The organism is Streptomyces sp. NPDC127117, assembly GCF_042677325.1.
Taxonomy (GTDB): Bacteria; Actinomycetota; Actinomycetes; order Streptomycetales; family Streptomycetaceae; genus Streptomyces.
In genome coordinates, this window is record NZ_JBHXTM010000009.1 from 82245 (window position 1) to 105410 (window position 23166).

The window sequence follows — 23166 nt, forward strand, 5'->3', positions numbered from 1 at the left end:
ATCCTGCCACGGACCACTGACATTCCCGACCGACCCGGCTCTCCGCCCGCCCTGTCCGTGCCGCGTGACAGGATCGTAGGAGGAACACGGACAGCACCGATGCGCACAGCACACCGCCCAGGTCCGCCGCCGGCCCGAAGGGGAGCAAGCAATGGCCACCAAACCGCCCACGGGTGACCCGGTTCAGGACGCGCCGCAGGTCGAGCCGGCCCAGCACGCCGCCGCCGGGCTGCCCGCCGTCGCCCACAGCCTGCTCATCGCCCAGCAGCAGATGGGCGTGCGACGCACCGCGCAGACCCTCTTCAAGGTCAACCAGAAGAACGGCTTCGACTGCCCCGGCTGCGCCTGGCCCGAGGGCGACAAGCGGCACACGGCGGAATTCTGCGAGAACGGCGCCAAGGCCGTCGCCGAGGAGGCGACGCTGCGCCGGGTCACCCCCGACTTCTTCGCCGCGCACCCGGTCGCCGACCTCGCCACCCGCAGCGGGTACTGGCTGGGCCAGCAGGGCCGGATCACCCAGCCGATGTACCTCCCCGAGGGCGCCGAACGGTACGAGGCGGTGACCTGGGAGCGCGCCTTCGCCGTCATCGCCGAGGAGCTGCGCGCGCTCGGCTCCCCCGACGAGGCGCTCTTCTACACCTCGGGCCGCACCAGCAACGAGGCCGCGTTCCTGCTCCAGCTCTTCGCCCGCGAATTCGGCACCAACAATCTCCCCGACTGTTCCAACATGTGCCACGAGTCCTCCGGCTCCGCGCTGACGGAGACCATCGGCATCGGCAAGGGCAGCGTGTCCCTGGAGGACCTCCACCGGGCGGACCTGATCATCGTCGCCGGGCAGAACCCCGGCACGAACCACCCCCGGATGCTCTCCGCCCTGGAGAAGGCCAAGTCGGCCGGAGCGAAGATCATTTCGGTGAATCCGCTCCCCGAGGCCGGCCTGGAGCGGTTCAAGAACCCGCAGACCCCGCTCGGCATGATCAGGGGCGCCGCGCTCAACGATCTCTTCCTGCAGATCCGGATCGGCGGCGACCAGGCCCTCTTCCGGCTCCTCAACAAAATGATCCTGGAGACCGACGGCGCCGTCGACGAGACCTTCGTACGGGAGCACACCCACGGTTACGAGGAGTTCGCCGCCGCCGCCCGCGAGGCCGACTGGGCAGAGACCCTCGCCGCCACCGGCCTCGACCGCGCGGCCATCGAAGAGGCCCTGGCCATGGTCCTCGCCTCGAAGCGCACCATCGTCTGCTGGGCCATGGGCCTCACCCAGCACAAGCACTCCGTGCCGACCATCCGCGAGGTAGTCAACTTCCTGCTGCTGAGGGGCAACATCGGCCGCCCCGGCGCCGGGGTCTGCCCCGTCCGGGGCCACTCCAATGTGCAGGGCGACCGCACCATGGGCATCTTCGAGCGCCCGTCCGCCGCCTTCCTGGACGCCCTCGACGCGGAGTTCGGGATCACCTCGCCGCGGCATCACGGCTATGACGTCGTCCGCTCCATCCAGGCCCTGCGCGACGGCGACGCCAGGGTCTTCTTCGCCATGGGCGGCAACTTCGTCGCGGCCACCCCCGACACGGACGTCACCGAGGCGGCGATGCGCCGCGCCCGCCTCACCGTCCACGTCTCCACCAAGCTCAACCGCTCGCACGCCGTGACCGGCACCCGCGCGCTGATCCTGCCGACGCTGGGGCGCACCGACAAGGACGTCCAGGCGAGCGGCAAGCAGTTCGTCACCGTCGAGGACTCCATGAGCATGGTCCACGCCTCGCGCGGCAACCTCACCCCGGCGAGCCCCCATCTGCTCTCCGAGCCCGCCATCGTCGCCCGCCTCGCCCGTGCCGTACTCGGCCCCGGATCGCGCACCCCGTGGGAGGAGTTCGAGAAGGACTACGCGACGATCCGCGACCGCATCTCCCGCGTCGTCCCCGGCTTCGAGGACTTCAACGCCCGTGTGGCGCGCCCCGGCGGCTTCACCCTCCCGCACGCCCCGCGCGACGAGCGCCGTTTCCCCACCGCGACCGGCCGGGCCAATTTCACCGCCGCCCCCGTCGAGTACCCCGAACTCCCCGAAGGCAGGCTGCTGTTGCAGACCCTGCGCTCCCACGACCAGTACAACACCACCATCTACGGCCTCGACGACCGCTACCGGGGCATCAAGGGCGGCCGCCGCGTCGTCCTGGTCAACCCCGACGACGCCCGCTCCCTCGGCCTGGCCGACGGGGCGTACACCGACCTCGTCAGTGAATGGAAGGACGGGGTGGAGCGCCGGGCCCCCGGCTTCCGTGTCGTGCACTACCCGACCGCCCGGGGCTGCGCCGCCGCCTACTACCCGGAGACCAATGTGCTGGTCCCCCTCGGCTCCACCGCCGACACCAGCAACACCCCGGCCAGCAAGTCCGTCGTCGTCCGCTTCGAGAACACCACCGCATGACCGGGCCGTGCGACCGGCCGGACAGGGCCTAAGCGTCCGCTCAGTCGTCTGATAAGAACGATGCGCACAGCAATGAAGCAGTGAACCATCGCGGACGATCGGAGCCGGACCCATGGGCGAGCACACCACACCCAAGTTCCCCCAGGAGATCATCGACGAGTACGCCGCCCTCGGCGTCGACCTGCCCGCGCTCTTCTCCGCCGGCCACCTCGGCGAACGCATGGGCGTCACCATCGTCGAGGCCTCCGCGGAGCGCGTCGTGGGCACCATGCCCGTCGAGGGCAACACCCAGCCCTACGGACTGCTGCACGGCGGCGCCTCCGCCGTGCTCGCCGAGACCCTCGGCTCCGTCGGCTCCATGCTCCACGGCGGCGCCACCAAGCTCGCCGTGGGTGTCGATCTGAACTGCACCCACCACCGCAGTGTGCGCAGCGGACTCGTCACGGGCGTCGCCACTCCCGTACACCGCGGCCGCTCCACCGCCACCTACGAGATCGTCATCACCGACGAACAGGACAAGCGGGTCTGTACCGCACGCCTGACCTGCATGCTCCGTGACGCCTCCCGGCCCGACGCCGCCTGACGGCCCGGAACGCGCCGCACAACACACCACGACACCACTGCCCGGCCGGTACACAATCCGGCCGGGCAGTGCCATATCAATGCACAACCACCCTCACTCCGCCCCCGGTTGGCAACCATATGCGCCAACTCCCTTGACCGGAACCCGTGTTGTGTGGCCCACTCGGCACCCCACACACCACACCGCGTCGATCACATCAGCCCCGATGTGACACAGCGTAATCGGCGCCCGGTCCGCGAACACCTCCGCGCGACCCCACGAGCCCGGCCGCGAAGCCGCCGGGCGCCTCGCCGTGCCCGGGTGTTCCGCACCCCCTCCCACCTCGCGCGACAGCAGCATGATCGGCTCAAGCCCCTTAGCAGAGCTGCGTGTTCTCAGAATGCGGTCACTTCACGGTCCGGTAAAAAGCCGTACATGTCCGCACAGCCACCTCAAGCCTTCCTCAACGGCATAACAAGACAGTCACATCCTGCGGCGGACCCATCCCGGACCCCCACACCTGCGCTTAGAGTCACCGCCAGTCACCGCGCCGCCGGGCGCGTCTGCAGCACGGCCCTGTACCACCCAGTACGGCCCGGCGAACGTCACGGCACCTCAAGCAGAGGAGGCCGCGCCAGGGAAAGGACCTTTCGTGCGACACCGTTCTTTGCTCATACTCACCACCGTGCTCACGACCGGAGCACTCACCCTCACCGCCTGCGGGTCGCGCGACGACAGCAAGAAGAGCAGCGACGGCGGCGGCACCCAGACCGTCGTCATCGGCGTCGACGCGCCGATCACCGGCGACCTGTCCGCCCTCGGCCTCGGCATCAAGAACTCCGCCGACCTCGCCGCCCAGACGGCCAACAAGGAAAAGACCGTCCCGGGCATCAAGTTCGAGGTCAAGCCCCTCGACGACCAGGCGCAGCCCTCCGTGGGCCAGCAGAACGCCCAGAAGTTCATCGACGACGAATCCGTCGTCGGCGTCGTCGGCCCGCTGAACTCCGGCGTCTCCCAGTCGATGCAGAAGCCGCTCAACGACGCCAGCCTCACCCAGGTCTCCCCCGCCAACACCGGCACGGAGCTCACCCAGGGCGAGAACTGGAAGACCGGCGACAAGAAGCGCCCCTTCAAGACCTACTTCCGTACCGCCACCACGGACCAGATCCAGGGCGCCTTCGCGGCGAAGTACCTCTACAACAACGCGAAGATCAAGCAGGTCTACCTCATCGACGACCAGAAGCCCTACGGCGCCGGTCTCGCCGCGTCGTTCAAGAACACCTTCACCACCCTCGGCGGCAAGATCGTCGGCTCCGACCACGTCAACCCCGACGACCGTGACTTCAACGCCGTCGTCACCAAGGTCAAGAAGTCCGGTGCCAAGGCCGTCTACTACGGCGGCGAGTACCCGGCCGGCGCGCCCCTGAGCCAGCAGCTCAAGGACAGCGTCCAGATCCCGCTCATGGGCGGCGACGGCATGTACAGCGCCGACTTCATCAAGCTGAACAAGAAGGCCCAGGGCGACATCGCCACCTCGGTCGGCAAGCCCGTCGAGGAGCTCGACTCGGCCAAGAAGTTCATCGCGGACTACAAGACCGCCGGATACAAGGACGCCTACGAGGCCTACGGCGGCGGCACCTACGACGCCACCTGGTCGATCATCGAGGCCGTCAAGATCGTCGTCGCCGAGAACGGCGGCAAGCTCCCCAGCGGCGACGACGCCCGCACCAAGGTCCTGGCGGCCATGGCCAAGGTCAAGTTCGACGGCGTCACCGGCCCCGTCTCCTTCGACGAGTACGGCGACACCACCAACACCATGATGACCGCCTACCAGGTCGACGGCGGCAAGTGGACCTCCAAGCTCAGCGAGGCCTACAAGCCGTAACAAGCTCCCGGGCCACGCCTGACCCACACCAGACCGCGCGGGAGCGCTACCAGCGCCCCCGCGCGGTGCCATATCCGAACCACTCCACGGAGGCCCTGCGGTGAACGAACTGCCGCAACAGCTGGCCAATGGACTCATCCTCGGCGCGATGTACGGTCTCATCGCGATCGGCTACACGATGGTCTACGGAATCATCCAGCTCATCAACTTCGCCCACGGCGAGATCTTCATGATCGGAGGCTTCGGAGCTCTCACCGTGTACCTCTGGATGCCGGCCGGTGTCTCCCTCCTCGCGATCATCCCTCTCATGATCATCGGCGGCGTCATATGCTCCGTCGCCGTCAGCACGGCCGCCGAACGCTTCGCGTACCGGCCTCTGCGCACCGCCCCACGACTGGCCCCGCTGATCACCGCGATCGGACTCTCGCTCGCGCTCCAGCAGGCCATCTGGAAGTGGTACCCGGACGCCAAGAAGGACCGTTCCTTCCCCCAGTTCAAGGGCGAAGCGATCGACATCTTCGGCGCCCACATCCAGCGCGGTGACCTGTTCGTCCTGATCACGGCACCCATCTGCATGCTCGCCCTCGGGCTCTTCGTCTCCAAGACCCGCTCCGGGCGCGGCATGCAGGCCACCAGCCAGGACCCCGACACCGCCAAGCTCATGGGCATCAACACCGACCGCATCATCGTCATGGCCTTCGCCATCGGTGCCGCGTTCGCCGCCGTCGCCGCCGTCGCCTACGGGCTCAAGAACGGCCAGATCGGCTTCAAAATGGGCTTCATCATGGGCCTCAAGGCCTTCACCGCAGCCGTGCTCGGCGGTATCGGCAACATCTACGGGGCCATGCTCGGCGGCGTCGTACTGGGCATCGCCGAATCCCTCGCCACCGGTTACATGAGCAACGTGCCCGGCATGGATCTCTTCGGCGGCGGCGCCTGGAAGGACGTGTGGGCCTTCGTCCTCCTCATCATCGTCCTGCTGCTCCGTCCCCAGGGTCTGCTCGGCGAACGCGTCGCGGATCGGGCGTGATACGGATGACCACCAACCACACCACCGCACCCGGCCCCGCGTTCCTGCCGGTCCCCGCCGCCGCGGCCCGCATCGGCACCGTCGTCGGCTCCGTCGTCGCACTGGCCGGCACCTTCCTCGCCTGGACCTGGACCGACGAGTTCCCCGGCGACCTCACCGTCACCGGCTACCCCGGCGGCCTCCAGGTCCTCACCCTCATCGGCGCCGCACTCACCCTGCTCCTCACGCTGTCGGGGTACGGCGTCCGGGGCCTGGGCTGGCTCACCCCCGGCGGCACCAACAGCCCCGTCCGCCTCCTGGCCCTGGGCACCCTCGGCACCACCGGCTACACCATCGGTGCCATCGCCTACGACCTCGGCGGCATCGTCAACCTGGAGCCCGGCGCCTGGGTCAGCGGCATCGGCGCGCTCATCGCCGCCGTCACCGCGCTCGGCCTCCCCGGCGACCAGCCGCTCGACGGGACCGGGACCACCGCCTGGCAGCGCTTCCGCAACAGCCTCGGCGCCCCCCAGGCCCCCCGCGCCAAGGCGCTCCCCTCCTGGGCCGAGATCCTCATCATCGTCGCCGCGTTCGGCATCGGTCTCTATGTCTTCGCCTACGGCATCGACACCGACTACACCGAACTCTTCATCGGCTTCCTCATCACCGTCGGCTTCGCCTTCACCGCGCTCCACCGGGCCGGGCTCGTCTCCCGCCTCACCGCGCTGACCACGAAGCACCGCAACATCACACTCGCCGCCGCCCTCGTCGCGGCCGTCTGCTTCCCCTTCACCCAGCAGAAGGAGGAGTACGCGCTCATCGGCGCCAACATCCTCATCTTCGGCACGGTGGCACTCGGCCTCAACGTCGTCGTCGGCCTCGCCGGCCTGCTCGACCTCGGATACGTGGCCTTCCTCGGCGTCGGCGCCTACGCCGCCGCCCTGGTCTCCGGCTCCACCATGTCGGCCATCGGAGTCGAATTCCCCTTCTGGGCCGCCGTCCTCACCGGCGCCGGAGCATCACTCGTCTTCGGCGTCCTGATCGGCGCACCCACCCTGCGGCTGCGCGGCGACTACCTCGCCATCGTCACGCTCGGCTTCGGTGAGATCTTCCGCCTCACCGTGAACAACCTCAACGGCAACAGCGGACCCGACCTCACCAACGGCTCCCAGGGCATCCCCAGCATCCCCGACCTCAACTTCTTCGGGTTCGACTTCGGGCTCAAGCACAACGTCCTCGGCTTCGACCTCGGCAGGTCCGCCAACTACTACCTGCTGATGCTCGTCTTCACCGCCGTCGTCGTGCTCGTCTTCCGCCGCTCCGGGGAATCCCGCATCGGCCGTGCCTGGGTCGCCATCCGCGAGGACGAGACCGCGGCCACCGCCATGGGCATCAACGCCTTCCGGCTCAAGCTGCTCGCCTTCGCCCTCGGCGCCACCCTCGCCGGGCTCGCCGGAACCGTCCAGGCGCACGTCAACTACACCGTGACGCCCGAGCAGTACCAGTTCGCCGGCTCCGTGCCGCCCAACTCCGCCTTCCTCCTCGCCGCCGTCATCCTCGGCGGCATGGGGACGCTCAGCGGACCCCTGGTCGGCGCCGCACTGCTCTATCTCATCCCGGCGAAGCTCCAGTTCATGCAGGACTACCAGCTCTTCCTCTTCGGCATCGCGCTCATCCTCCTGATGCGTCTGCGGCCCGAAGGACTGGTCGCCGACCGCCGGAAGCAGCTCGAATTCCACGAGAACGACCAGCCCGACGTACCCGAACCGCGACAGTCCGAAGAGACCGCCGCCGGCATCGCCAAGGCGGGGGCGTGACCACCATGACCACCACCACGAAGACCGCCACCACCGTCCTCGACGCCAGCGGCGTGACCATGCGCTTCGGCGGCCTCACCGCCGTGCGCAATGTCGACCTCACCGTCAACGCGGGCGAGATCGTCGGCCTCATCGGCCCCAACGGTGCCGGCAAGACCACCTTCTTCAACTGCCTCACCGGCCTGTACGTCCCCACCGAGGGCAAGGTCAGCTACAAGGGCGCCGTCCTGCCGCCCAAGCCCCACCTCGTGACCCAGGCAGGCATCGCCCGTACCTTCCAGAACATCCGGCTCTTCGCCAACATGACCGTCCTGGAGAACGTTCTCGTCGGACGCCACACCAGGACCAAGGAGGGCCTCTGGTCCGCCCTCCTGCGCCTTCCCGGCTTCACCAGGGCCGAGCAGGCCAGCCGCGAACGGGCCATGGAACTCCTGGAGTTCATCGGTCTGGCGGACAAGGCCGACCATCTCGCGCGCAACCTCCCCTACGGAGACCAGCGCAAGCTGGAGATCGCCCGCGCGCTGGCCAGCGACCCCGGGCTGCTGCTCCTGGACGAGCCCACCGCGGGAATGAACCCGCAGGAGACCCGGGTCACCGAGGAGCTCATCTTCGCCATCCGTGACCAGGGCATCGCCGTCCTCGTCATCGAGCACGACATGCGGTTCATCTTCAACCTCTGCGACCGCGTCGCCGTCCTCGTCCAGGGCGAGAAGCTCGTCGAGGGCACCCCCGACGTCGTCCAGAGCGACGAACGCGTGGTCGCCGCCTACCTCGGCACCCCCTTCGAAGGCGCCCCGGGCGCCGAGGAGGCCGCCGAGGTCGAGGCCGCCGAAGCGGACGCCGCGAAAACAGCCACCACCAGCACCGAGGAGGAGGACACCCGATGACCGCACTTCTGGAGGTCGAGGACCTCCGCGTCGCCTACGGCAAGATCGAAGCCGTCAAGGGCATCTCCTTCACCGTCGAGGCCGGCCAGGTCGTCACCCTCATCGGCACCAACGGTGCGGGCAAGACCACCACCCTGCGCACCCTCTCCGGCCTGCTCAAGCCGGTCGGCGGCCGCATCGTCTTCGACGGCAAGCCGCTCACCGACGTCCCGGCCCACAAGGTCGTCTCCCTGGGCCTCGCGCACTCCCCCGAGGGACGCCACATCTTCCCCCGGCTGACCATCACCGAGAATCTCCAGCTCGGCGCCTACCTCCGCAGCGACAAGGCAGGCATCGAGAAGGACATCCAGCGCGCCTACGGCCTCTTCCCCATCCTCGGGGAACGCCGGAAGCAGGCCGCCGGAACGCTCTCGGGCGGCGAGCAGCAGATGCTCGCCATGGGCAGGGCCCTCATGTGCCGGCCCAAGCTCCTGATGCTCGACGAGCCCTCGATGGGTCTCTCCCCGATCATGATGCAGAAGATCATGGAGACCATCGTCGAGCTGAAGGCCCAGGGCACCACCATCCTGCTCGTGGAGCAGAACGCCCAGGCGGCGCTCTCCCTCGCGGACCAGGGCCACGTCATGGAGGTCGGCAAGATCGTCCTCTCCGGCACCGGCCCGGACCTCCTGCACGACGAGTCCGTCCGCAAGGCGTACCTCGGCGAGGACTGACCCCATGGGAGAAGGCCCGCGCTCCGGACCTCCGGAACGCGGGCCTTCTCCCATGAACGGGCGGGCCGGGACGGCTACTCGGCCGCCTTCTTCTTCTCCTCGGCGTCCTCGATCAGTGCCTCGGCCAGCTGCTGCATCGAAAGCCGCCGGTCCATCGACGTCTTCTGGATCCACCGGAACGCGGCCGGCTCGGAGAGCCCGTAGTCCGTCTGCAGAATGCTCTTCGCCCGGTCGACCAGCTTCCGCGTCTCCAGCCGCTGCGCGAGGTCCGCGACCTCGGTCTCCAGCGCCTTCAGCTCCGCGAACCGCGACACCGCCATCTCGATGGCCGGCACCACGTCGCTCTTGCTGAACGGCTTCACGAGATACGCCATCGCCCCGGCGTCCCGGGCCCGCTCGACGAGGTCGCGCTGCGAGAACGCGGTGAGCATCAGCACCGGCGCGATGGACTCCTCGGCGATCTTCTCCGCGGCGGAGATCCCGTCCAGAACCGGCATCTTCACGTCGAGGATCACCAGATCGGGCCGGTGCTCCCGGGCCAGCTCGACGGCCCGCTGACCGTCCCCGGCCTCGCCGACGACCGCGTACCCCTCTTCCTCCAGCATCTCTTTGAGGTCGAGACGGATGAGCGCCTCGTCCTCCGCGATGACGACGCGGGTCGTCAGCGGCGGAACGTGCGACTTGTCGTCGTCGGCGGCGGGCTGGGGCGACTCGGGCGTGGTCACGGGGCTCCTTGATCAAGGCAGGGGTACTGCTGCCAAGAGCCTACCCAGCTGCGGTAAGGTGGTCGGGCAGCGGGTCGAGGGAAACCTACGATTCAGCGAGCCCCGGTAGTCCAATTGGTTAGAGACAATGGATTCAAAACCCATACAGTGTCGGTTCGAGTCCGACTCGGGGTACTTTTCCTTCGATTCCAAGGCGGCAAGGAAACGGTAGGGCTTCAGCCTTCCGGGAGGTCCCGAGGACCCCGCCGCCCGCACCTCGTTCACCGGGCTCCGTCGCCCGACGGGCGTCCGTCGTTCCCATGGACGCCCACGTCGGGCCGAAGCACTGACGACCGGCCTATGCGGGGCTGTCGTCCTCACCGATGTGATGCACCCGCACCAGGTTCGTCGAGCCCGGGACACCCGGCGGGGAGCCGGCCGTGATCACCACGACATCGCCCTTCTCGCAGCGGCCGATCTTCAGCAGTTCCTCGTCGACCTGGGCGACCATCGCGTCCGTCGACTCCACGTGCGGACCGAGGAAGGTCTCGACGCCCCAGGTCAGGTTCAGTTGGGAGCGGGTGGCCGGGTCCGGGGTGAAGGCCAGGAGCGGGATGGGCGAGCGGTAGCGGGACAGACGCCTGACCGTGTCGCCGCTCTGGGTGAAGGCGACCAGGAACTTCGCACCCAGGAAGTCGCCCATCTCGGCCGCCGCGCGGGCCACCGCGCCGCCCTGGGTGCGGGGCTTGTTGCGGTCGGTCAGGGGCGGAAGGCCCTTGGTGAGGATGTCCTCCTCGGCCGCCTCGACGATGCGGGACATCGTGCGGACCGTTTCCACGGGGTACTTGCCCACACTGGTCTCGCCGGAGAGCATCACGGCGTCCGTGCCGTCGATGACGGCGTTGGCCACGTCGGAGGCCTCGGCGCGGGTGGGGCGGGAGTTGTCGATCATCGAGTCGAGCATCTGCGTGGCGACGATGACCGGCTTGGCGTTGCGCTTGGCGAGTTTGATCGCGCGCTTCTGGACGATCGGCACCTGCTCCAGGGGCATTTCGACGCCGAGGTCACCGCGGGCGACCATGATGCCGTCGAAGGCGGCGACGATGCCGTCGATGTTCTCGACGGCCTGGGGCTTCTCCACCTTGGCGATGACGGGGAGACGCCGGCCCTCCTCGTCCATGATGCGGTGGACGTCCTCGATGTCGCGCCCGCTGCGCACGAAGGAGAGGGCGATGATGTCGGCGCCGGTGCGCAGGGCCCAGCGGAGGTCCTCGATGTCCTTCTCGGAGAGCGCGGGGACGGAGACGGCGACGCCGGGGAGGTTGAGCCCCTTGTGGTCGGAGACCATGCCGCCCTCGATGACCGTGGTGCCAACGCGGGGGCCGTCCACCTCGGTGACTTCGAGGGTGACGCGGCCGTCGTCGACGAGGATGCGTTCGCCGGGGGTGACGTCATCGGCGAGACCGTCGTAGGTGGTGCCGCAGGTGTGACGGTCGCCCTCGACGGGTTCGACGGTGATGGTGAAGCTGTCGCCGCGTTCAAGGAGTACGGGGCCCTCCCGGAAGCATCCGAGACGGATCTTCGGGCCTTGAAGGTCGGCGAGGATGCCGACACTGCGTCCGGCCTCGTCGGCTGCCTTGCGCACGCGGTGGTACCGCTCTTCGTGTTCGGCGTAGGTGCCGTGGCTGAGATTGAGGCGGGCGATGTCCATTCCCGCTTCGACCAATGCCTTGATCTGGTCGTATGTGTCGACGGCGGGGCCCAGGGTACAAACGATTTTTGCTCGGCGCATGGTTCGACCCTAGACCTTACCTACGGGTAGTTATTCAGCGTGCCATGACCGCCCAACGACCTTTGGATGAAGGGTTATTGACAAGTGTTGAATTGTGCGCCGGGGTGCTCGGATGAGCATTCCCTTTACAGTTTTGGCGGTGACATGATGAAGCGGGCGTTGACCTGGGCGTAGACCGTCTGGCGTTGTGGTTCGAGGTCGAGCGCCGGGGCGTCCTCGGGTGCCGCGCCCCCGAAGGCGGCCCTGCCGCGCATCGCTCCGGGTGCGGCCGGGACGGGCGGGGCGGTGTTCTCCGCGCCGAGGTCGGCGAGCTCGACGAGTGCGGTGAGCTGGGCACCGAGGGCGTCGGCGTACTCTCGGGCGCGCTGGACGGCTTCCCGGACGGCCTGGCGGCGGGCGTCCGCGTGGGCGGGCGAGTCGGGGCGCAGTCCCCACCAGGGGCCGTTGACCCGGGTCATTTCGAGGTCGGCGACCCGGGTGGTGAATTCCCCCAGCGCGGTGAAGTCATTGAGGACCGCGGTGATGTGGACCCGGCCGTGGTACGCGCGGATCTTCTCGTTGCGGCTCTGCGGGGTGAGTTCGGGCGTGATGGAGAATGCGCCGGTTTCGAGTTTCTCCATGGCCGGCCCGTAGGAGCGCGCGAGTTCCAGTACGTGGTTGTTGCGGCGGGTGAGGTCTTCGAGGGCGTTGCGGCGGTCCTTGCCGCGAGCGGTGACGGTGATGGTGATGCGGGCGGTCTCGGGCTCGACCTGGAGGCGGGCATCGCCCCGGACGGCGACGCGGGGGTGTTCGGGGGTGCCGTAGGACGGTGGGGTGTCGGTCATGGGTCCACTGTCGCACCCGGGTCCGACAGCGGCTGGTCACCAGATCGAAACCCGCAAGGGGTGTTGCGTGGTGCGGCTCCTGAGTCAGAATCTACGCGCGTTGTGCACGGCGGGTGTACCGGCTGTCCGGGCTCCCGGCCGTACGTGATCCGAACAGCGTGAGATCCGAACAGCGCGAGAACCGAGCTGCGTGAGAACTGAGATGTGGGAGACGAAATGCCGCTGAACCGTAGGACGTTCCTGGGCACATCGGCGGCCGCCGGTGCGGGTGTGGCGATCGCGGGTGCCTCCGCGGCGCCCGCCTCGGCGCACGGTCACGGCCATGGGCACGGTCACGGGCGTCCGCCGAAGCGGTACTCGTTCACGGTGATGGGCACCACCGATCTGCACGGGAACGTCTTCAACTGGGACTACTTCACCGACAAGGAGTTCGACGACAAGGCGCACAACGATGTCGGCCTGGCGAAGATCTCGACCCTGGTGGACCAGGTGCGCCGGGAGAAGGGCCGTCGCAACACGTTGATGATCGACGCCGGTGACACCATCCAGGGCACCCAGTTGTCGTACTACTACGCCAAGATCGACCCGATCACGGCGAAGCGCGGCCCGGTGCATCCGATGGCTCAGGCGATGAACGCGATCGGATACGACGCCGCGGCGCTCGGCAACCACGAGTTCAACTACGGCATCCCGGTGCTTCGGAAGTTCGAGGAGCAGTGCGACTTCCCGCTGCTCGGTGCGAACGCGCTGGACGCGAAGACCCTGCGGCCGGCGTTCGCCCCGTACGTCATCAAGCGGATGCGTACCCCGCACGGCCCGGATGTGAAGGTCGCGATCCTGGGGCTGACCAACCCGGGGATCGCCATCTGGGACAAGGCGAATGTCGGCGGGAAGATGGTGTTCCCGGGGCTGGAGGAGCAGGCGGCGAAGTTCGTGCCGCGGCTTCGTTCGATGGGCGCGGACGTGGTGATCGTCTCGGCGCACTCGGGCAACAGCGGGACGTCGTCGTACGGTGACCAGATCCCGTACGTCGAGAACGCGGCCGGTCTGGTGGCCGAGCAGGTTCCGGGGATCGACGCCATTCTCGTCGGGCACGCGCACCTGGAGATTCCCGAGCACTTCGTGGAGAACAAGCAGACCGGCAAGAAGGTGGTGCTCTCGGAGCCCCTGAAGTGGGGGCAGCGGCTGACGCTGTTCGACTTCGACCTGGTGTGGGAGAAGGGCCGCTGGGTGGTGGAGAAGGCGGGTTCGCAGGTGCTGAACTCCAACACCGTGGCCGAGGACCCGAAGATCACCCGGCTGCTGGCGGACGAGCACAAGAAGGTCGTGGCGTACGTCAACCAGGTCATCGGTACATCGACGGCGGCGATGACGACGGCGGAGGCGGCCTGGAAGGACGAGCCGATCATCGATCTGATCAATGTGGTCCAGGCGGAGACGGTGAAGGCGGCGCTGGCCGGCGGCGCGTACGCGGCGCTTCCGGTGCTGTCCCAGGCGTCGTGCTTCTCGCGCACGGCGCAGATCCCGGCCGGGAATGTGACGATCAAGGATGCGGCGGGTCTGTACCCGTTCGAGAACACGCTTGAGGCGCGGCTGCTGACCGGTGCCCAGCTGAAGGACTACCTGGAGTTCTCGGCGCGGTACTACGTGCAGACCCCGGCGGGTGCGCCGGTGGACACCGCGAAGCTGACGAACGCGGACAACACTCCGGACTACAACTACGACGCGGTGTCGGGGCTGACGTACGAGATCGACATCGCGAAGCCGAACGGCTCGCGGATCGTGAATCTCTCGTTCGAGGGCAAGCCGATCGACCCGGCGGCGGAATTCGTGCTGGCGGTGAACAACTACCGGGCCAGTGGCGGCGGGAACTTCCCGCATGTCGCGGGCGCCAAGCAGCTGTGGGCGAATTCGGAGGAGATCCGCAACACGATCATCGCCTGGGTGCAGGCGAAGGGTTCGGTGGACGGTGCGCAGTTCGCGTCGGTGGACTGGCGGCTGACGCGTGAGGGTACGCCGGTGTTCTGAGGTCTTCCGTCCGGATCGATCCCGGCATGATCCGAACGAGAGGCCCCAGCGCTTCTCCCGGTGGGCGGCCGTCTTCTCCTTCGGGAGGGGGCGGCCGCCTGCTGTGGGGGGTGGGTGTCAGTTGTTCCGGGCGAGGGGGATGAGGTCGGGGCCCTGGGTGGGGACGCGTGGGCCCTGCGGGGTGAGCCCGAAGGTGGTGAAGGCGGTGCGTTCGGGGAGGGGGTAGGGGTTGGTGCCGGTGAGGTCGTTGAGGATGGTGGCGCTGCGCCAGGCGGCCAGTCCGAGGTCGGGGGCGCCGACGCCGTGGGTGTGGCGTTCGGCGTTCTGTACGTAGACGTTGCCGGTGACGGTGGGGTCGAGGACGAGACGGAACCGGTCGTCGATGCGGGGGCGTTCGGAGGCGTCGCGGCGCATGTAGGGGTCGAGGCCGGTGAGGATGCGGTCGAGGGAGCGCTCGCGGTAGCCGGTGGCGAGGACCACGGCGTCGGTGGTGAGGCGGGAGCGGGTGTTCTGCTGGGTGTGTTCGAGGTGGAGCTCGATGCGGGTGTTGGCGACGCGTCCGACGGTGCGTACGCAGACCCCGGGGGTGAGGGTGGTGTCGGGCCAGCCGCCGTGCAGGGTGCGGCGGTAGAGCTCGTCGTGGATGGCGGCGATGGTGTCGGCGTCGATGCCCTTGTGGAGCTGCCACTGGTGGGGGACGAGCTCGTCGCGTACCGCTTCGGGAAGGGCGTGGAAGTAGCGGCTGTAGTCCGGGGTGAAGTGTTCGAGGCCGAGCTTCGAGTACTCCATGGGCGCGAATGCCTGGGTGCGGGCGAGCCAGTGGAGGTTCTCGTGGCCCTGGGGGCGGGCGCGCAGGAGATCGAGGAAGATCTCGGCGCCGGACTGGCCGGAGCCGATGACGGTGATGTGGGGGGCTTCGAGGAGTTCCTGCCGGTGGTGGAGGTAGTCGGCGGAGTGGATGACGGGGACGTTCTCCGCCTCGGTGAGGGGCTTGAAGAACTCGGGGATGTACGGCTCGGTGCCGATACCGAGGGCGATGTTGCGGGTGTGGGCGCGGCCGAGCGCCTCGGCCTCGCCCTCGTCGTCGAGTTGGGTGAAGTCGATCTCGAAGAGCTTGCGTTGGTTGTTCCAGCGGACGGCGTCGACCTGGTGGCTGAAGTGGAGGCCGGGCAGTTGGCCGGTGACCCACCGGCAGTAGGCGTCGTACTCGGCGCGTTGGATGTGGAAGCGCTCGGCGAAATAGAAGGGGAAGAGACGGTCCCGGCCGCGCAGGTAGTTGAGGAAGGTCCAGGGGCTGGCGGGGTCGGCGAGGGTGACGAGGTCGGCGAGGAAGGGGACCTGGAGGCTGGCTCCGTCGATGAGGAGGCCGGGGTGCCAGTGGAAGGCGGGGCGTTGCTCGTAGAAGGCCGCGGCGAGGGGGCGATCGGCGGGTACGCCGTGGGCGAGGGCGGCGAGGGAGAGGTTGAAGGGGCCGATGCCGATGCCGATGAGGTCGTGTGGCTGGTCGGTGTCGGGGGTGGGGAGGTCGGTCATCGGGGGGTCTTGCCTTCCGCGAGATCGTTGGTGAGCCGGTCGACGAGGTCGAGGAGTGTGCGCAGGTCCTGGGTGGTGGTGTGGGGGTTGAGGAGGGTGGCCTTGAGCCAGAGGCGGTCGCCGGTGTGGGCGCGGCCGAGCACGGCGCGTCCCCGGGTGAGGAGGGTGCGGCGGATGGTGGCGACGGTGGTGTCGTCGGCGCCGGTGGGGCGGAAGAGGACGGTGCTGATGGTGGGGCGGTCGTAGAGGTCGAGGGTGGGGGTTTCGTCGATGAGGTCGGCGAGGTGGTGGGCGGCGGCGAGGGTGCGGTCGACGAGGTCGGCGAGTCCGGAACGGCCGAGCGCCCGGAGGGTGACGGCGATCTTGAGTGCGTCGGGGCGCCGGGTGGTGCGCAGCGAGCGGCCGAGGAGGTCGGGGAGACCGGCTTCGGTGTCGTCCTCGGCGTTGAGGTAGGAGGCCCGGTGGTGGAGCGGGTCGAGGTGGTGGCGGTGCGGGACGGCGAGGATCCCCGCGGATGCCGGCTGCCAGCCGAGTTTGTGCAGGTCGAGGGTGACGCTGTCGGCGCGGTCGAGGCCGTGGACCTTGTCCCGGTGGGTGGGGCTGAAGAGGAGGGGACCGCCGTAGGCGGCGTCGATGTGGAGTTCGGCGCCGTGGGCGGTGCAGAGGTCGGCGATGTCGGCGAGCGGGTCGATCCGGCCGGTGTCGGTGGTGCCGGCGGTGGCGGTGACCAGGAGCGGGCGCTGGTGCCGGGTGAGGGCCTCCTCCAGGGCGGCGAGGTCCATGACGCCGGTGGGGGCGGGGATGACGACGGGTTCGGGCAGCCCCAGGAGCCAGGCGGCGCGGGTGATGCTGTGGTGGGCGTTGGCGGCGCAGATGGTCTGCACGGGGCCGTTGCGCTCGCGGGCGAGGAGGAGCGCGAGTTGGTTGGACTCGGTGCCGCCGGTGGTGACGAGCGCGTCCGGGGTGGGTCGGCCGGGGTAGACCTCGGCGGCCAGGGCGGCGACGGTGTCGGCTTCCAGGGCGGAGGCGGCGGGGGCCTGGTCCCAGGAGTCCATGGAGGGGTTGAGGGCCGAGGCGGCGAGGTCGGCCGCGGCGGCGAGGGCCAGCGGCGGGGTGTGGAGGTGGGCGGCGCAGAGGGGGTCGGCGGGGTCCGCGGCGCCTTCGGTGAGGGCGGTGACCAGGGTGCGCAGGGCCTCGTGGGGGCCGGTGCCGTGGTCGGGGACGACGGGGTGGGTGGCGGTGCGCATCCGTGGGGTGACGGCGTCGGGTCCGCCCGCGGGCAGGGGGCCGTCGCGTCGGTGCGCTCCGTCGTGGAGCGCGGTCAGGACGGTGTCGATCAGGGGGCGCAGGGCGGCTGGGCCGCTGGTGGTTCCGGCGAGGGGCGGGAGTGGGGGTGGGGTGGGCATGGCGTGGGGGCCCTTCGGATGCGCGTGGCCGGGCATGGGTGGACATGCCAGCTTGTCCGGGTTTCCGGTGGCGCCGCCGTGGAGCCGGGGGATGTGAACTCGAAAGGGGGACGGGTGGTGCGGTGCGGGACGTCGCGGGGAGTTCCGGTGGTATGGGTGTGGCTCCGGATGCGGGTGTGCCCGGCGTCCCCTGTGGTGGGGGCGCCGGGCACGGGTGGTGCGGGTGGTGTGGGTGCGGGTCGTCTGCCCCGCGGCCCGGTCGGTCGGCCGATCAGTGGGCGTTGCGTACGTCGAGGGCGCGGCGCAGGTCGTCGATCTGGTCGGTGAGCCTGCGGTGCAGGGCGGGGATGAGGGTCTGGTCTCCGAGGGCCTGTTCGCCGAGGCGGAGGTTCTCGGCGTCGACCGCGTACGCCGGGAAGGCGTAACGTCCCGCGGCCTCCGCGATGGCGGGGCCCCGGCGGGCGGCGAGTGCGGTGGCCTCGGGGTAGTAGCGGGGCACGTAGTCCCGTACGAGGTCGGCCTGTTCGGGCTGCCAGAAGCCCTGGGCGACGGCGGTGAACAGGTAGTTGGAGAGGCCGTCGTCGTTGAACAGGGCCTGCCAGGCGGCGGCCTTGGCCTCCGGAGTGGGGAGGGCGGCGCGGCAGCGGGCGGCACCCTCCTGTCCGGTGGCGCTGGGGTCCTGTTCGAGTTCGGCGGCGATGGTGGCCTCGTCGACGGCGCCGAGGACGGCGAGGCGGGTGAGGATGCGCCAGCGCAGCTCGGGGTCGAGTTCGGGTCCGCCGGGGACCGTGCCGTTGGTGAGCCAGTCCTGGATGGTGTCGGGCTGGGTGGCGGCGTCGATGAGGTGGCGTACGGCGATGAGGCGCAGGCCCGGGTTGTGGCCGTCCTCGGTGCGGCGGATGAGGTCACGGCACAGGGCGGTGAGGGTGGTGAGGGCCGCGGGGCGGTCCTCGGGGCTCACGTAGCGGTCCGCGACGTAGGCGCCGGCGAAGGCGAGAACGCCCTGGGCGAGGGCGAGGTCGGTCTCGTGCGGCAGGTGGGCGCGGGCCGCTTCGAGGTAGGCGGCGGGGGCGAGTTCGCCGTCGCGGACCATGTCGCGGGCGGTGTTCCAGATGACGGCGCGGGTCAGGGCGTCGGGGACGCCGGAGAGTCCGGAGACGACGGATTCCCAGGACCGGGCGTCGAGGCGGACCTTGGCGTAGCTGAGGTCGCCGTCGTTGAGTACGAGGAGCGCGGGGCGGCTGCCGGGGCGCGCGTCGGGAGTGCCGTCGTGGGGGACGTCGATCTCGAACCGCTCGCGCAGGACGAGCCGCTCGGTGCCGGTGACCGCGTCCGGGGCCTGGTCGTAGGCGCCGACGGCGATGCGGTGGGGGCGGCTGCCGTCGCGGTCGACGGCGAGGGTCCAGTTGCCGTCGGACTCCTCGACGCGGGGGGTGAGGGTGTCGACCCCGGTGGTGCGCAGCCAGGCGTCGGCCCAGGCGTGGACGTCGCGGTCGGTGGCCGATGCGAGGTTGTCGATGAAGTCGGCGAGGGTGGCGTTGGCGAACTTGTGGCGGGCGAAGTGGGTGTTGATGCCGGCCAGGAAGTCCTTCTCGCCGAGCCAGGCGACGAGTTGGCGCAGGGCGGACGCGCCCTTGGCGTAGGAGATGCCGTCGAAGTTGAGCATCGCCGACGCGGTGTCGGGGACGGCGGCCGGGTCCGGGGCGACGGGATGGGTGGAGGGACGCTGGTCGGCGTCGTAGCCCCAGCCCTTGCGGGCGACGCCGAAGTCGACCCAGGTGTCGGTGAAGCGGGTGGCTTCGGCGAGGGTCTGGTAGCCCATGTACTCGGCGAAGGACTCGTTGAGCCAGATGTCGTCCCACCAGGCGAGGGTGACGAGGTCGCCGAACCACATGTGGGCCATCTCGTGGGCGATCACCATGCCGCGGGTCTGGCGCTCGGTGTCGGTGACGGCGGAGCGGTAGACGAATTCGTCGCGGAAGGTGACGAGTCCGGGGTTCTCCATGGCGCCGGCGTTGAACTCGGGGACGAACGCCTGGTCGTAGGAGTCGAAGGGGTAGGGCTCCTCGAACTTCTCGTGGAAGCGGTCGAAGCAGGCCCGGGTGATGTCGAGGATCTCGTCGGCGTCCGCGTCGAGGTACGGGGCCAGGGAGCGTCGGCAGTGGATGCCGAAGGGCAGTCCGGCGTGTTCGGTGGTCACGGAGTGCCAGGGGCCGACGGCGACGGCGACGAGGTAGGTGGAGATGAGCGGGGTGGCGGCCAGGGTCCAGTGGCCGTCGCCCCGGTGTTCGGCGATGCCGTTGCCGAGGACGGTCCAGCCCTCGGGGGCGGTGACGGTGAGCGCGAAGACGGACTTGAGGTCGGGCTGGTCGAACGCGGCGAAGACGCGCTGGACGTCTTCCATGAAGAGCTGGGTGTAGGCGTACGTCTCACCGTCGGTCGGGTCGGTGAAGCGGTGCATGCCTTCGCCGGTGCGGGAGTAGCGCATGGCGGCGTCGATGCGCAGCTCGTGGGTGCCGGGGGTGAGCGCGGTGAGGGGGAAGCGGTTCTCGACGAGGTCGGCGGGGTCGAGGGGGTGTCCGTCGAGGCTGATCGAGCGCAGAGTGGCGGGCTTGAGCTCGACGAAGGTGTCTCCGGCCGCGGCCGCGGTGAACTGGATGACGGTGCGGGAGTCGAAGGTCTCCTCCCCCGTGGTCAGATCTAGGTCGATCGAGTACCGGTGTACGTCGAGGAACTTGGCTCGGGTCTGCGCTTCGTCGCGCGTCAGTACGGACATGTGTCCATGCTGCCGTACGCGGTGGACGGCCCGCAGCCGGGTTCTCGCACGGCTGAGCGACCTCCGCCGGGGCGGGCGGTCACCCCCACTCGCCGCGGAACCTCCGGTACTCGTCGTGCATGAGGTCCCGGAAGGACCGGTAGCGGACCGCTCCGGGCAGCCAGTGGGCGACGTACCAGGCCTCCCACTCGCCGTCGGGGGTGACGACGCGCGGGTTGAGCAGGTAGACGTCCATTGCCCCGGGGGTGTGGCTGATCTTGAGCAGATCGCTCAGGTACTCGGTCCGGAAGGCCCAGGGTTCCTGCTCGTCGCCGTAGACGAGGTACTCCTCGTCGGGGACGTCGTCCGGTTCCCCGCCGCCGGTCCAGCCCTCGATCAGCTCCGGGTCGAGATCCCTGACCCAGCCGATCTCCCGTACGGGCAGGAGCCGCCGGATCTCGCTCGTGGTGTCGAGCCACCCGTCACTGGTCCGCAGGAACTCCCGGTAGCCGGGCGGGAGTACGGCACCCAGTCGCGCTTCGAGCGCCGCGAGCTCCTGCGGCGTCGCACCCGCCGATCCCAGCCAGCGGGCCGCCCGTACCTCGTCCGGAAAGGGCTCGGAGCGCTCCTGCTCGTGCAGGACCGGGTCGAGCCATTCGTCGCTCCAGCGTTGGAGCAGATCGCGCCACGGGTGAAGTGCGGGGCGGAACCCGGGTGCGGGCTCGTCCCGCTCTGTGTCCGGCATGGCTGAACAGTACGCGGGGCCACCGACAGCCGTTCTGGCAGAATGCGCGGCTGATGAGCGAGATCACGGAGTGTGTCCTGTGCGGCGGAACGGTCGCTCCCGACGGCCACTGCTGGGACTGCGGTGGTGCCCAGCCGTCGTTCCGTTCGCGGGTGGAGATCACGACGGGCAGTGGTGCGGCGGGGGTCAGTGACCGGGGCAGGCACCGGGGTGTCAACGCGGACGCGATGGCGCTGGCCACGGTCGGCGCATGGACGGCCGCGGTCGTCTGCGACGGGGTGTCCATGTCGCCGCGGTCGGAGCGGGCGGCCCGGGTCGCGGCCGAGGTCGGGCTGAACGTGCTGGTGGCGCGGTTGCGGGAGGGTGTGCTGCCGGAGCGTGCGCTCGACGACGCGGCCGTGCGGGCGGGGCGCGCCGTCGTCGGACTGGCGGAGTCGGTGGAGGCCGCGCCCGCCTGTACGTTCGTCGCCGGCATCGCGGGCCCCGAGGGTGTCTGGAGCGCCTGGATCGGTGACAGCCGCGCCTACTGGCTGCCCGACGAGGGGCCGGGGTCGGCGCTGACCGAGGACGACACGGGCGAACACGAGGCGCTCTCCGCGTGGTTGGGGGCCGACGCCGGTGATCCGGCACCGCGCGTCCGGAGCTACCGGCCCTCGGTGCCCGGCCGACTGCTGCTGTGCACCGATGGGCTCTGGCGCTGTCTGCCCGGCGCCGCCGAGCTGCGGGATGTGCTCGGACGTCGTCCGGCCGGTGGTGGCGTTCCGGAAGAGGCGCGGTCTCTGGTGGGGTACGCCCTGGAGGCGGGCGGCCACGACAACGTGACGGTGGTGCTCCTCCCCGTCGTCCCCGGTCCGCCCGGCGTGCCGGTGGCCGGGTCGTAGCCGGGCCGGATCGTGCAACCGTGCGGGCGGGCTGCCGCGTCCCGCGTGGCGACGGGCGCTGTCGCCCGGTGCCGGGCGGGAGTGTGGGAGCGGATGGGGCGGACGGTGTCCGAAGCGGTGCAGCAGGTGGACGGGCAGGGCTCCGGCGGGGAGCGGCGGTGGGTCGTCGGGGTCGCGCCGTGGGGTGTGGCGGCGGGTGCGGTCGCCTGGTGTCTCGCGGGAAGCCGGCGGGCCGCGCATACGCAGAACTATCCCTGGAACGTCTGGATCCCGGTCGGCCACGGGGCGGTCAAGGGTGTGTTCCTGGGGCTGCTGGCCGGCTGGTGTGCCGTGTTGGTGCTCCGCTTCGTTCCGGCGGACCGGTGGCGGGCGGGCGGCGGGGCGGCGGCGCGGTTCGCGGGGCTCGTGTTCTCCGGAGGGCTGCTGGGCGGTCTGGTGCCCGGCACTCTCCGGGACTTCCTGGGTGAGCCGCAGCCGCGGACCCTGTACTACTTCGACGGGCCGAGGCCGGAATCGGAGTGGTACTGGCGGCCGTTGCTGTCCGAGTGGCTGACGTACACGGTGCTGCCGGCGTTCGGCTGCGCGGTGCTGCTGACCGTGGGCGCTGTGGTGTCGGCCCGGTGCCCGCACCGCGAACGGTTCGGCTGGGCGGTGCCGGCCCTGGTGGGGGTGGGGCTGCTGTTCCTCCCCGACCGGGCAGCCGCCGGACTGCCCGAACCCCAGGGCAACGGTGATCACGTCAACGAGTCGGCGGGGGCCGGGCTCGTCGTACTGGCCACGGGTCTCGGGCTGCTCCTGAGTGCCTGGGCGGTGCGGTCATGGCGCAGGTCACGCCGGCCGGCGGGTCCTCGAACCCCGGCGCTCACGCCTCCCCGTTCGTCGCCGACTCCTCCGCGATCCGCTCGTGGTGGCGGATGACCTCCGCCACGATGAAGTTCAGCAGCTTCTCGGCGAAGGCCGGATCCAGATGCGCGCTCTCCGCCAGCTGCCGCAGCCGTTCGATCTGCCTGCTCTCGCGGGCCGGGTCGGCCGGCGGGAGGTGATGGGCGGCCTTGAGGTGGCCGACCTGCTGGGTGCACTTGAAGCGCTCGGCGAGCATGTGGACAACGGCGGCGTCAATGTTGTCGATGCTCTCGCGCAGCCGGTTCAGTTCCGCGCTCACGGACTCGTCGATGTCCCTGGTGGTCATGGTCAGCG

The 23166-nt window shown here is 69.7% G+C and carries 18 protein-coding genes and 1 tRNA gene; 11 read left to right on the plus strand and 8 right to left on the minus strand.

Annotated elements, in window-relative coordinates:
* Nucleotides 1-151: 151 nt before the first annotated feature.
* The 7 genes from ACFVH0_RS10935 (at nt 152) to ACFVH0_RS10965 (ending at nt 9301) form a co-directional block, all read left to right on the plus strand.
* Nucleotides 152-2428 (plus strand): FdhF/YdeP family oxidoreductase, encoded by a 2277-nt coding sequence (locus ACFVH0_RS10935; RefSeq protein WP_385819266.1) that lies wholly within the window; start codon nt 152-154, stop codon nt 2426-2428.
* Between the two features lie 112 nt (nt 2429-2540).
* The gene (locus ACFVH0_RS10940) at nt 2541-3011 is read left to right on the plus strand and encodes a PaaI family thioesterase (RefSeq protein ID WP_385819267.1); all 471 of its coding nucleotides are present in this window, start codon (nt 2541-2543) and stop codon (nt 3009-3011) included.
* 646 nt (nt 3012-3657) lie between these two features.
* Nucleotides 3658-4875, plus strand: a complete 1218-nt coding sequence (locus ACFVH0_RS10945) for a branched-chain amino acid ABC transporter substrate-binding protein (RefSeq protein ID WP_385819347.1) — start codon at nt 3658-3660, stop codon at nt 4873-4875.
* A 100-nt stretch (nt 4876-4975) separates the two neighbouring features.
* A complete protein-coding gene (locus tag ACFVH0_RS10950) occupies nt 4976-5905 on the plus strand; it encodes a branched-chain amino acid ABC transporter permease (protein WP_124718262.1) in 930 nt (309 codons plus the stop codon).
* A gap of 5 nt (nt 5906-5910) precedes the next feature.
* On the plus strand, nt 5911-7701 hold the full coding sequence (locus ACFVH0_RS10955; protein ID WP_385819268.1) for a branched-chain amino acid ABC transporter permease: 1791 nt from the start codon (nt 5911-5913) through the stop codon (nt 7699-7701).
* A 5-nt stretch (nt 7702-7706) separates the two neighbouring features.
* Entirely contained in the window at nt 7707-8588 is an 882-nt protein-coding gene (locus tag ACFVH0_RS10960; RefSeq protein ID WP_385819348.1) for an ABC transporter ATP-binding protein, read from the plus strand.
* Nucleotides 8585-9301, plus strand: coding sequence for an ABC transporter ATP-binding protein (locus ACFVH0_RS10965; RefSeq protein WP_385819269.1), 717 nt, complete (start codon nt 8585-8587; stop codon nt 9299-9301). The genes ACFVH0_RS10960 and ACFVH0_RS10965 overlap by 4 nt, the downstream gene beginning before the upstream one ends.
* 74 nt (nt 9302-9375) lie before the next feature.
* On the opposite strand, the gene ACFVH0_RS10970 is transcribed toward ACFVH0_RS10965, so the two are convergent.
* Entirely contained in the window at nt 9376-10026 is a 651-nt protein-coding gene (locus tag ACFVH0_RS10970; protein ID WP_124718259.1) for an ANTAR domain-containing response regulator, read from the minus strand.
* A gap of 99 nt (nt 10027-10125) precedes the next feature.
* Between ACFVH0_RS10970 and ACFVH0_RS10975 the strand changes: the two genes are divergently transcribed.
* A tRNA-Leu gene (locus ACFVH0_RS10975) sits at nt 10126-10200 on the plus strand.
* Nucleotides 10201-10363: 163 nt separating this feature from the next.
* Here the strand turns inward: ACFVH0_RS10975 and pyk are convergent.
* Both pyk and ACFVH0_RS10985 read right to left on the minus strand, forming a co-directional pair.
* Nucleotides 10364-11797 (minus strand): pyruvate kinase, encoded by a 1434-nt coding sequence (gene pyk, locus ACFVH0_RS10980; RefSeq protein ID WP_385819270.1) that lies wholly within the window; start codon nt 11795-11797, stop codon nt 10364-10366.
* A gap of 125 nt (nt 11798-11922) precedes the next feature.
* Nucleotides 11923-12621 carry an SIMPL domain-containing protein gene (locus ACFVH0_RS10985; RefSeq protein WP_385819271.1) on the minus strand — a complete coding sequence of 233 codons (699 nt, stop codon included), beginning with the start codon at nt 12619-12621 and terminating at the stop codon, nt 11923-11925.
* Between the two features lie 216 nt (nt 12622-12837).
* On the opposite strand from ACFVH0_RS10985, the gene ACFVH0_RS10990 reads away from it, so the two are divergent.
* Nucleotides 12838-14649 carry a bifunctional metallophosphatase/5'-nucleotidase gene (locus tag ACFVH0_RS10990; protein WP_385819272.1) on the plus strand — a complete coding sequence of 604 codons (1812 nt, stop codon included), beginning with the start codon at nt 12838-12840 and terminating at the stop codon, nt 14647-14649.
* A 117-nt stretch (nt 14650-14766) separates the two neighbouring features.
* Here the strand turns inward: ACFVH0_RS10990 and ACFVH0_RS10995 are convergent, their stop codons facing one another.
* The 4 genes from ACFVH0_RS10995 to ACFVH0_RS11010 form a co-directional block, all read right to left on the minus strand.
* Nucleotides 14767-16182 carry a lysine N(6)-hydroxylase/L-ornithine N(5)-oxygenase family protein gene (locus tag ACFVH0_RS10995; RefSeq protein WP_385819273.1) on the minus strand — a complete coding sequence of 472 codons (1416 nt, stop codon included), beginning with the start codon at nt 16180-16182 and terminating at the stop codon, nt 14767-14769.
* Nucleotides 16179-17588 carry a pyridoxal phosphate-dependent decarboxylase family protein gene (locus tag ACFVH0_RS11000; protein WP_385819274.1) on the minus strand — a complete coding sequence of 470 codons (1410 nt, stop codon included), beginning with the start codon at nt 17586-17588 and terminating at the stop codon, nt 16179-16181. Before ACFVH0_RS11000 ends, ACFVH0_RS10995 begins: the two co-directional genes overlap by 4 nt.
* Nucleotides 17589-17859: 271 nt before the next feature.
* Complete coding sequence (gene pepN, locus ACFVH0_RS11005; protein ID WP_385819275.1) at nt 17860-20364, minus strand: aminopeptidase N; 2505 nt, start codon at nt 20362-20364, stop codon at nt 17860-17862.
* Between the two features lie 79 nt (nt 20365-20443).
* Nucleotides 20444-21088: an SMI1/KNR4 family protein gene (locus ACFVH0_RS11010; RefSeq protein WP_385819276.1), complete on the minus strand. Its 645-nt coding sequence runs from the start codon at nt 21086-21088 to the stop codon at nt 20444-20446.
* A 53-nt stretch (nt 21089-21141) separates the two neighbouring features.
* Between ACFVH0_RS11010 and ACFVH0_RS11015 the strand changes: the two genes are divergently transcribed.
* Nucleotides 21142-21969, plus strand: coding sequence for a PP2C family protein-serine/threonine phosphatase (locus ACFVH0_RS11015; protein ID WP_385819277.1), 828 nt, complete (start codon nt 21142-21144; stop codon nt 21967-21969).
* A 105-nt stretch (nt 21970-22074) separates the two neighbouring features.
* On the plus strand, nt 22075-22887 hold the full coding sequence (locus ACFVH0_RS11020) for a hypothetical protein (protein ID WP_385819278.1): 813 nt from the start codon (nt 22075-22077) through the stop codon (nt 22885-22887).
* On the opposite strand, the gene ACFVH0_RS11025 is transcribed toward ACFVH0_RS11020, so the two are convergent.
* Nucleotides 22832-23158, minus strand: a complete 327-nt coding sequence (locus tag ACFVH0_RS11025; RefSeq protein ID WP_360540662.1) for a chorismate mutase — start codon at nt 23156-23158, stop codon at nt 22832-22834. The two genes, ACFVH0_RS11020 and ACFVH0_RS11025, sit on opposite strands and share 56 nt — an antisense overlap.
* Between the last annotated feature and the right edge of the window lie 8 nt (nt 23159-23166).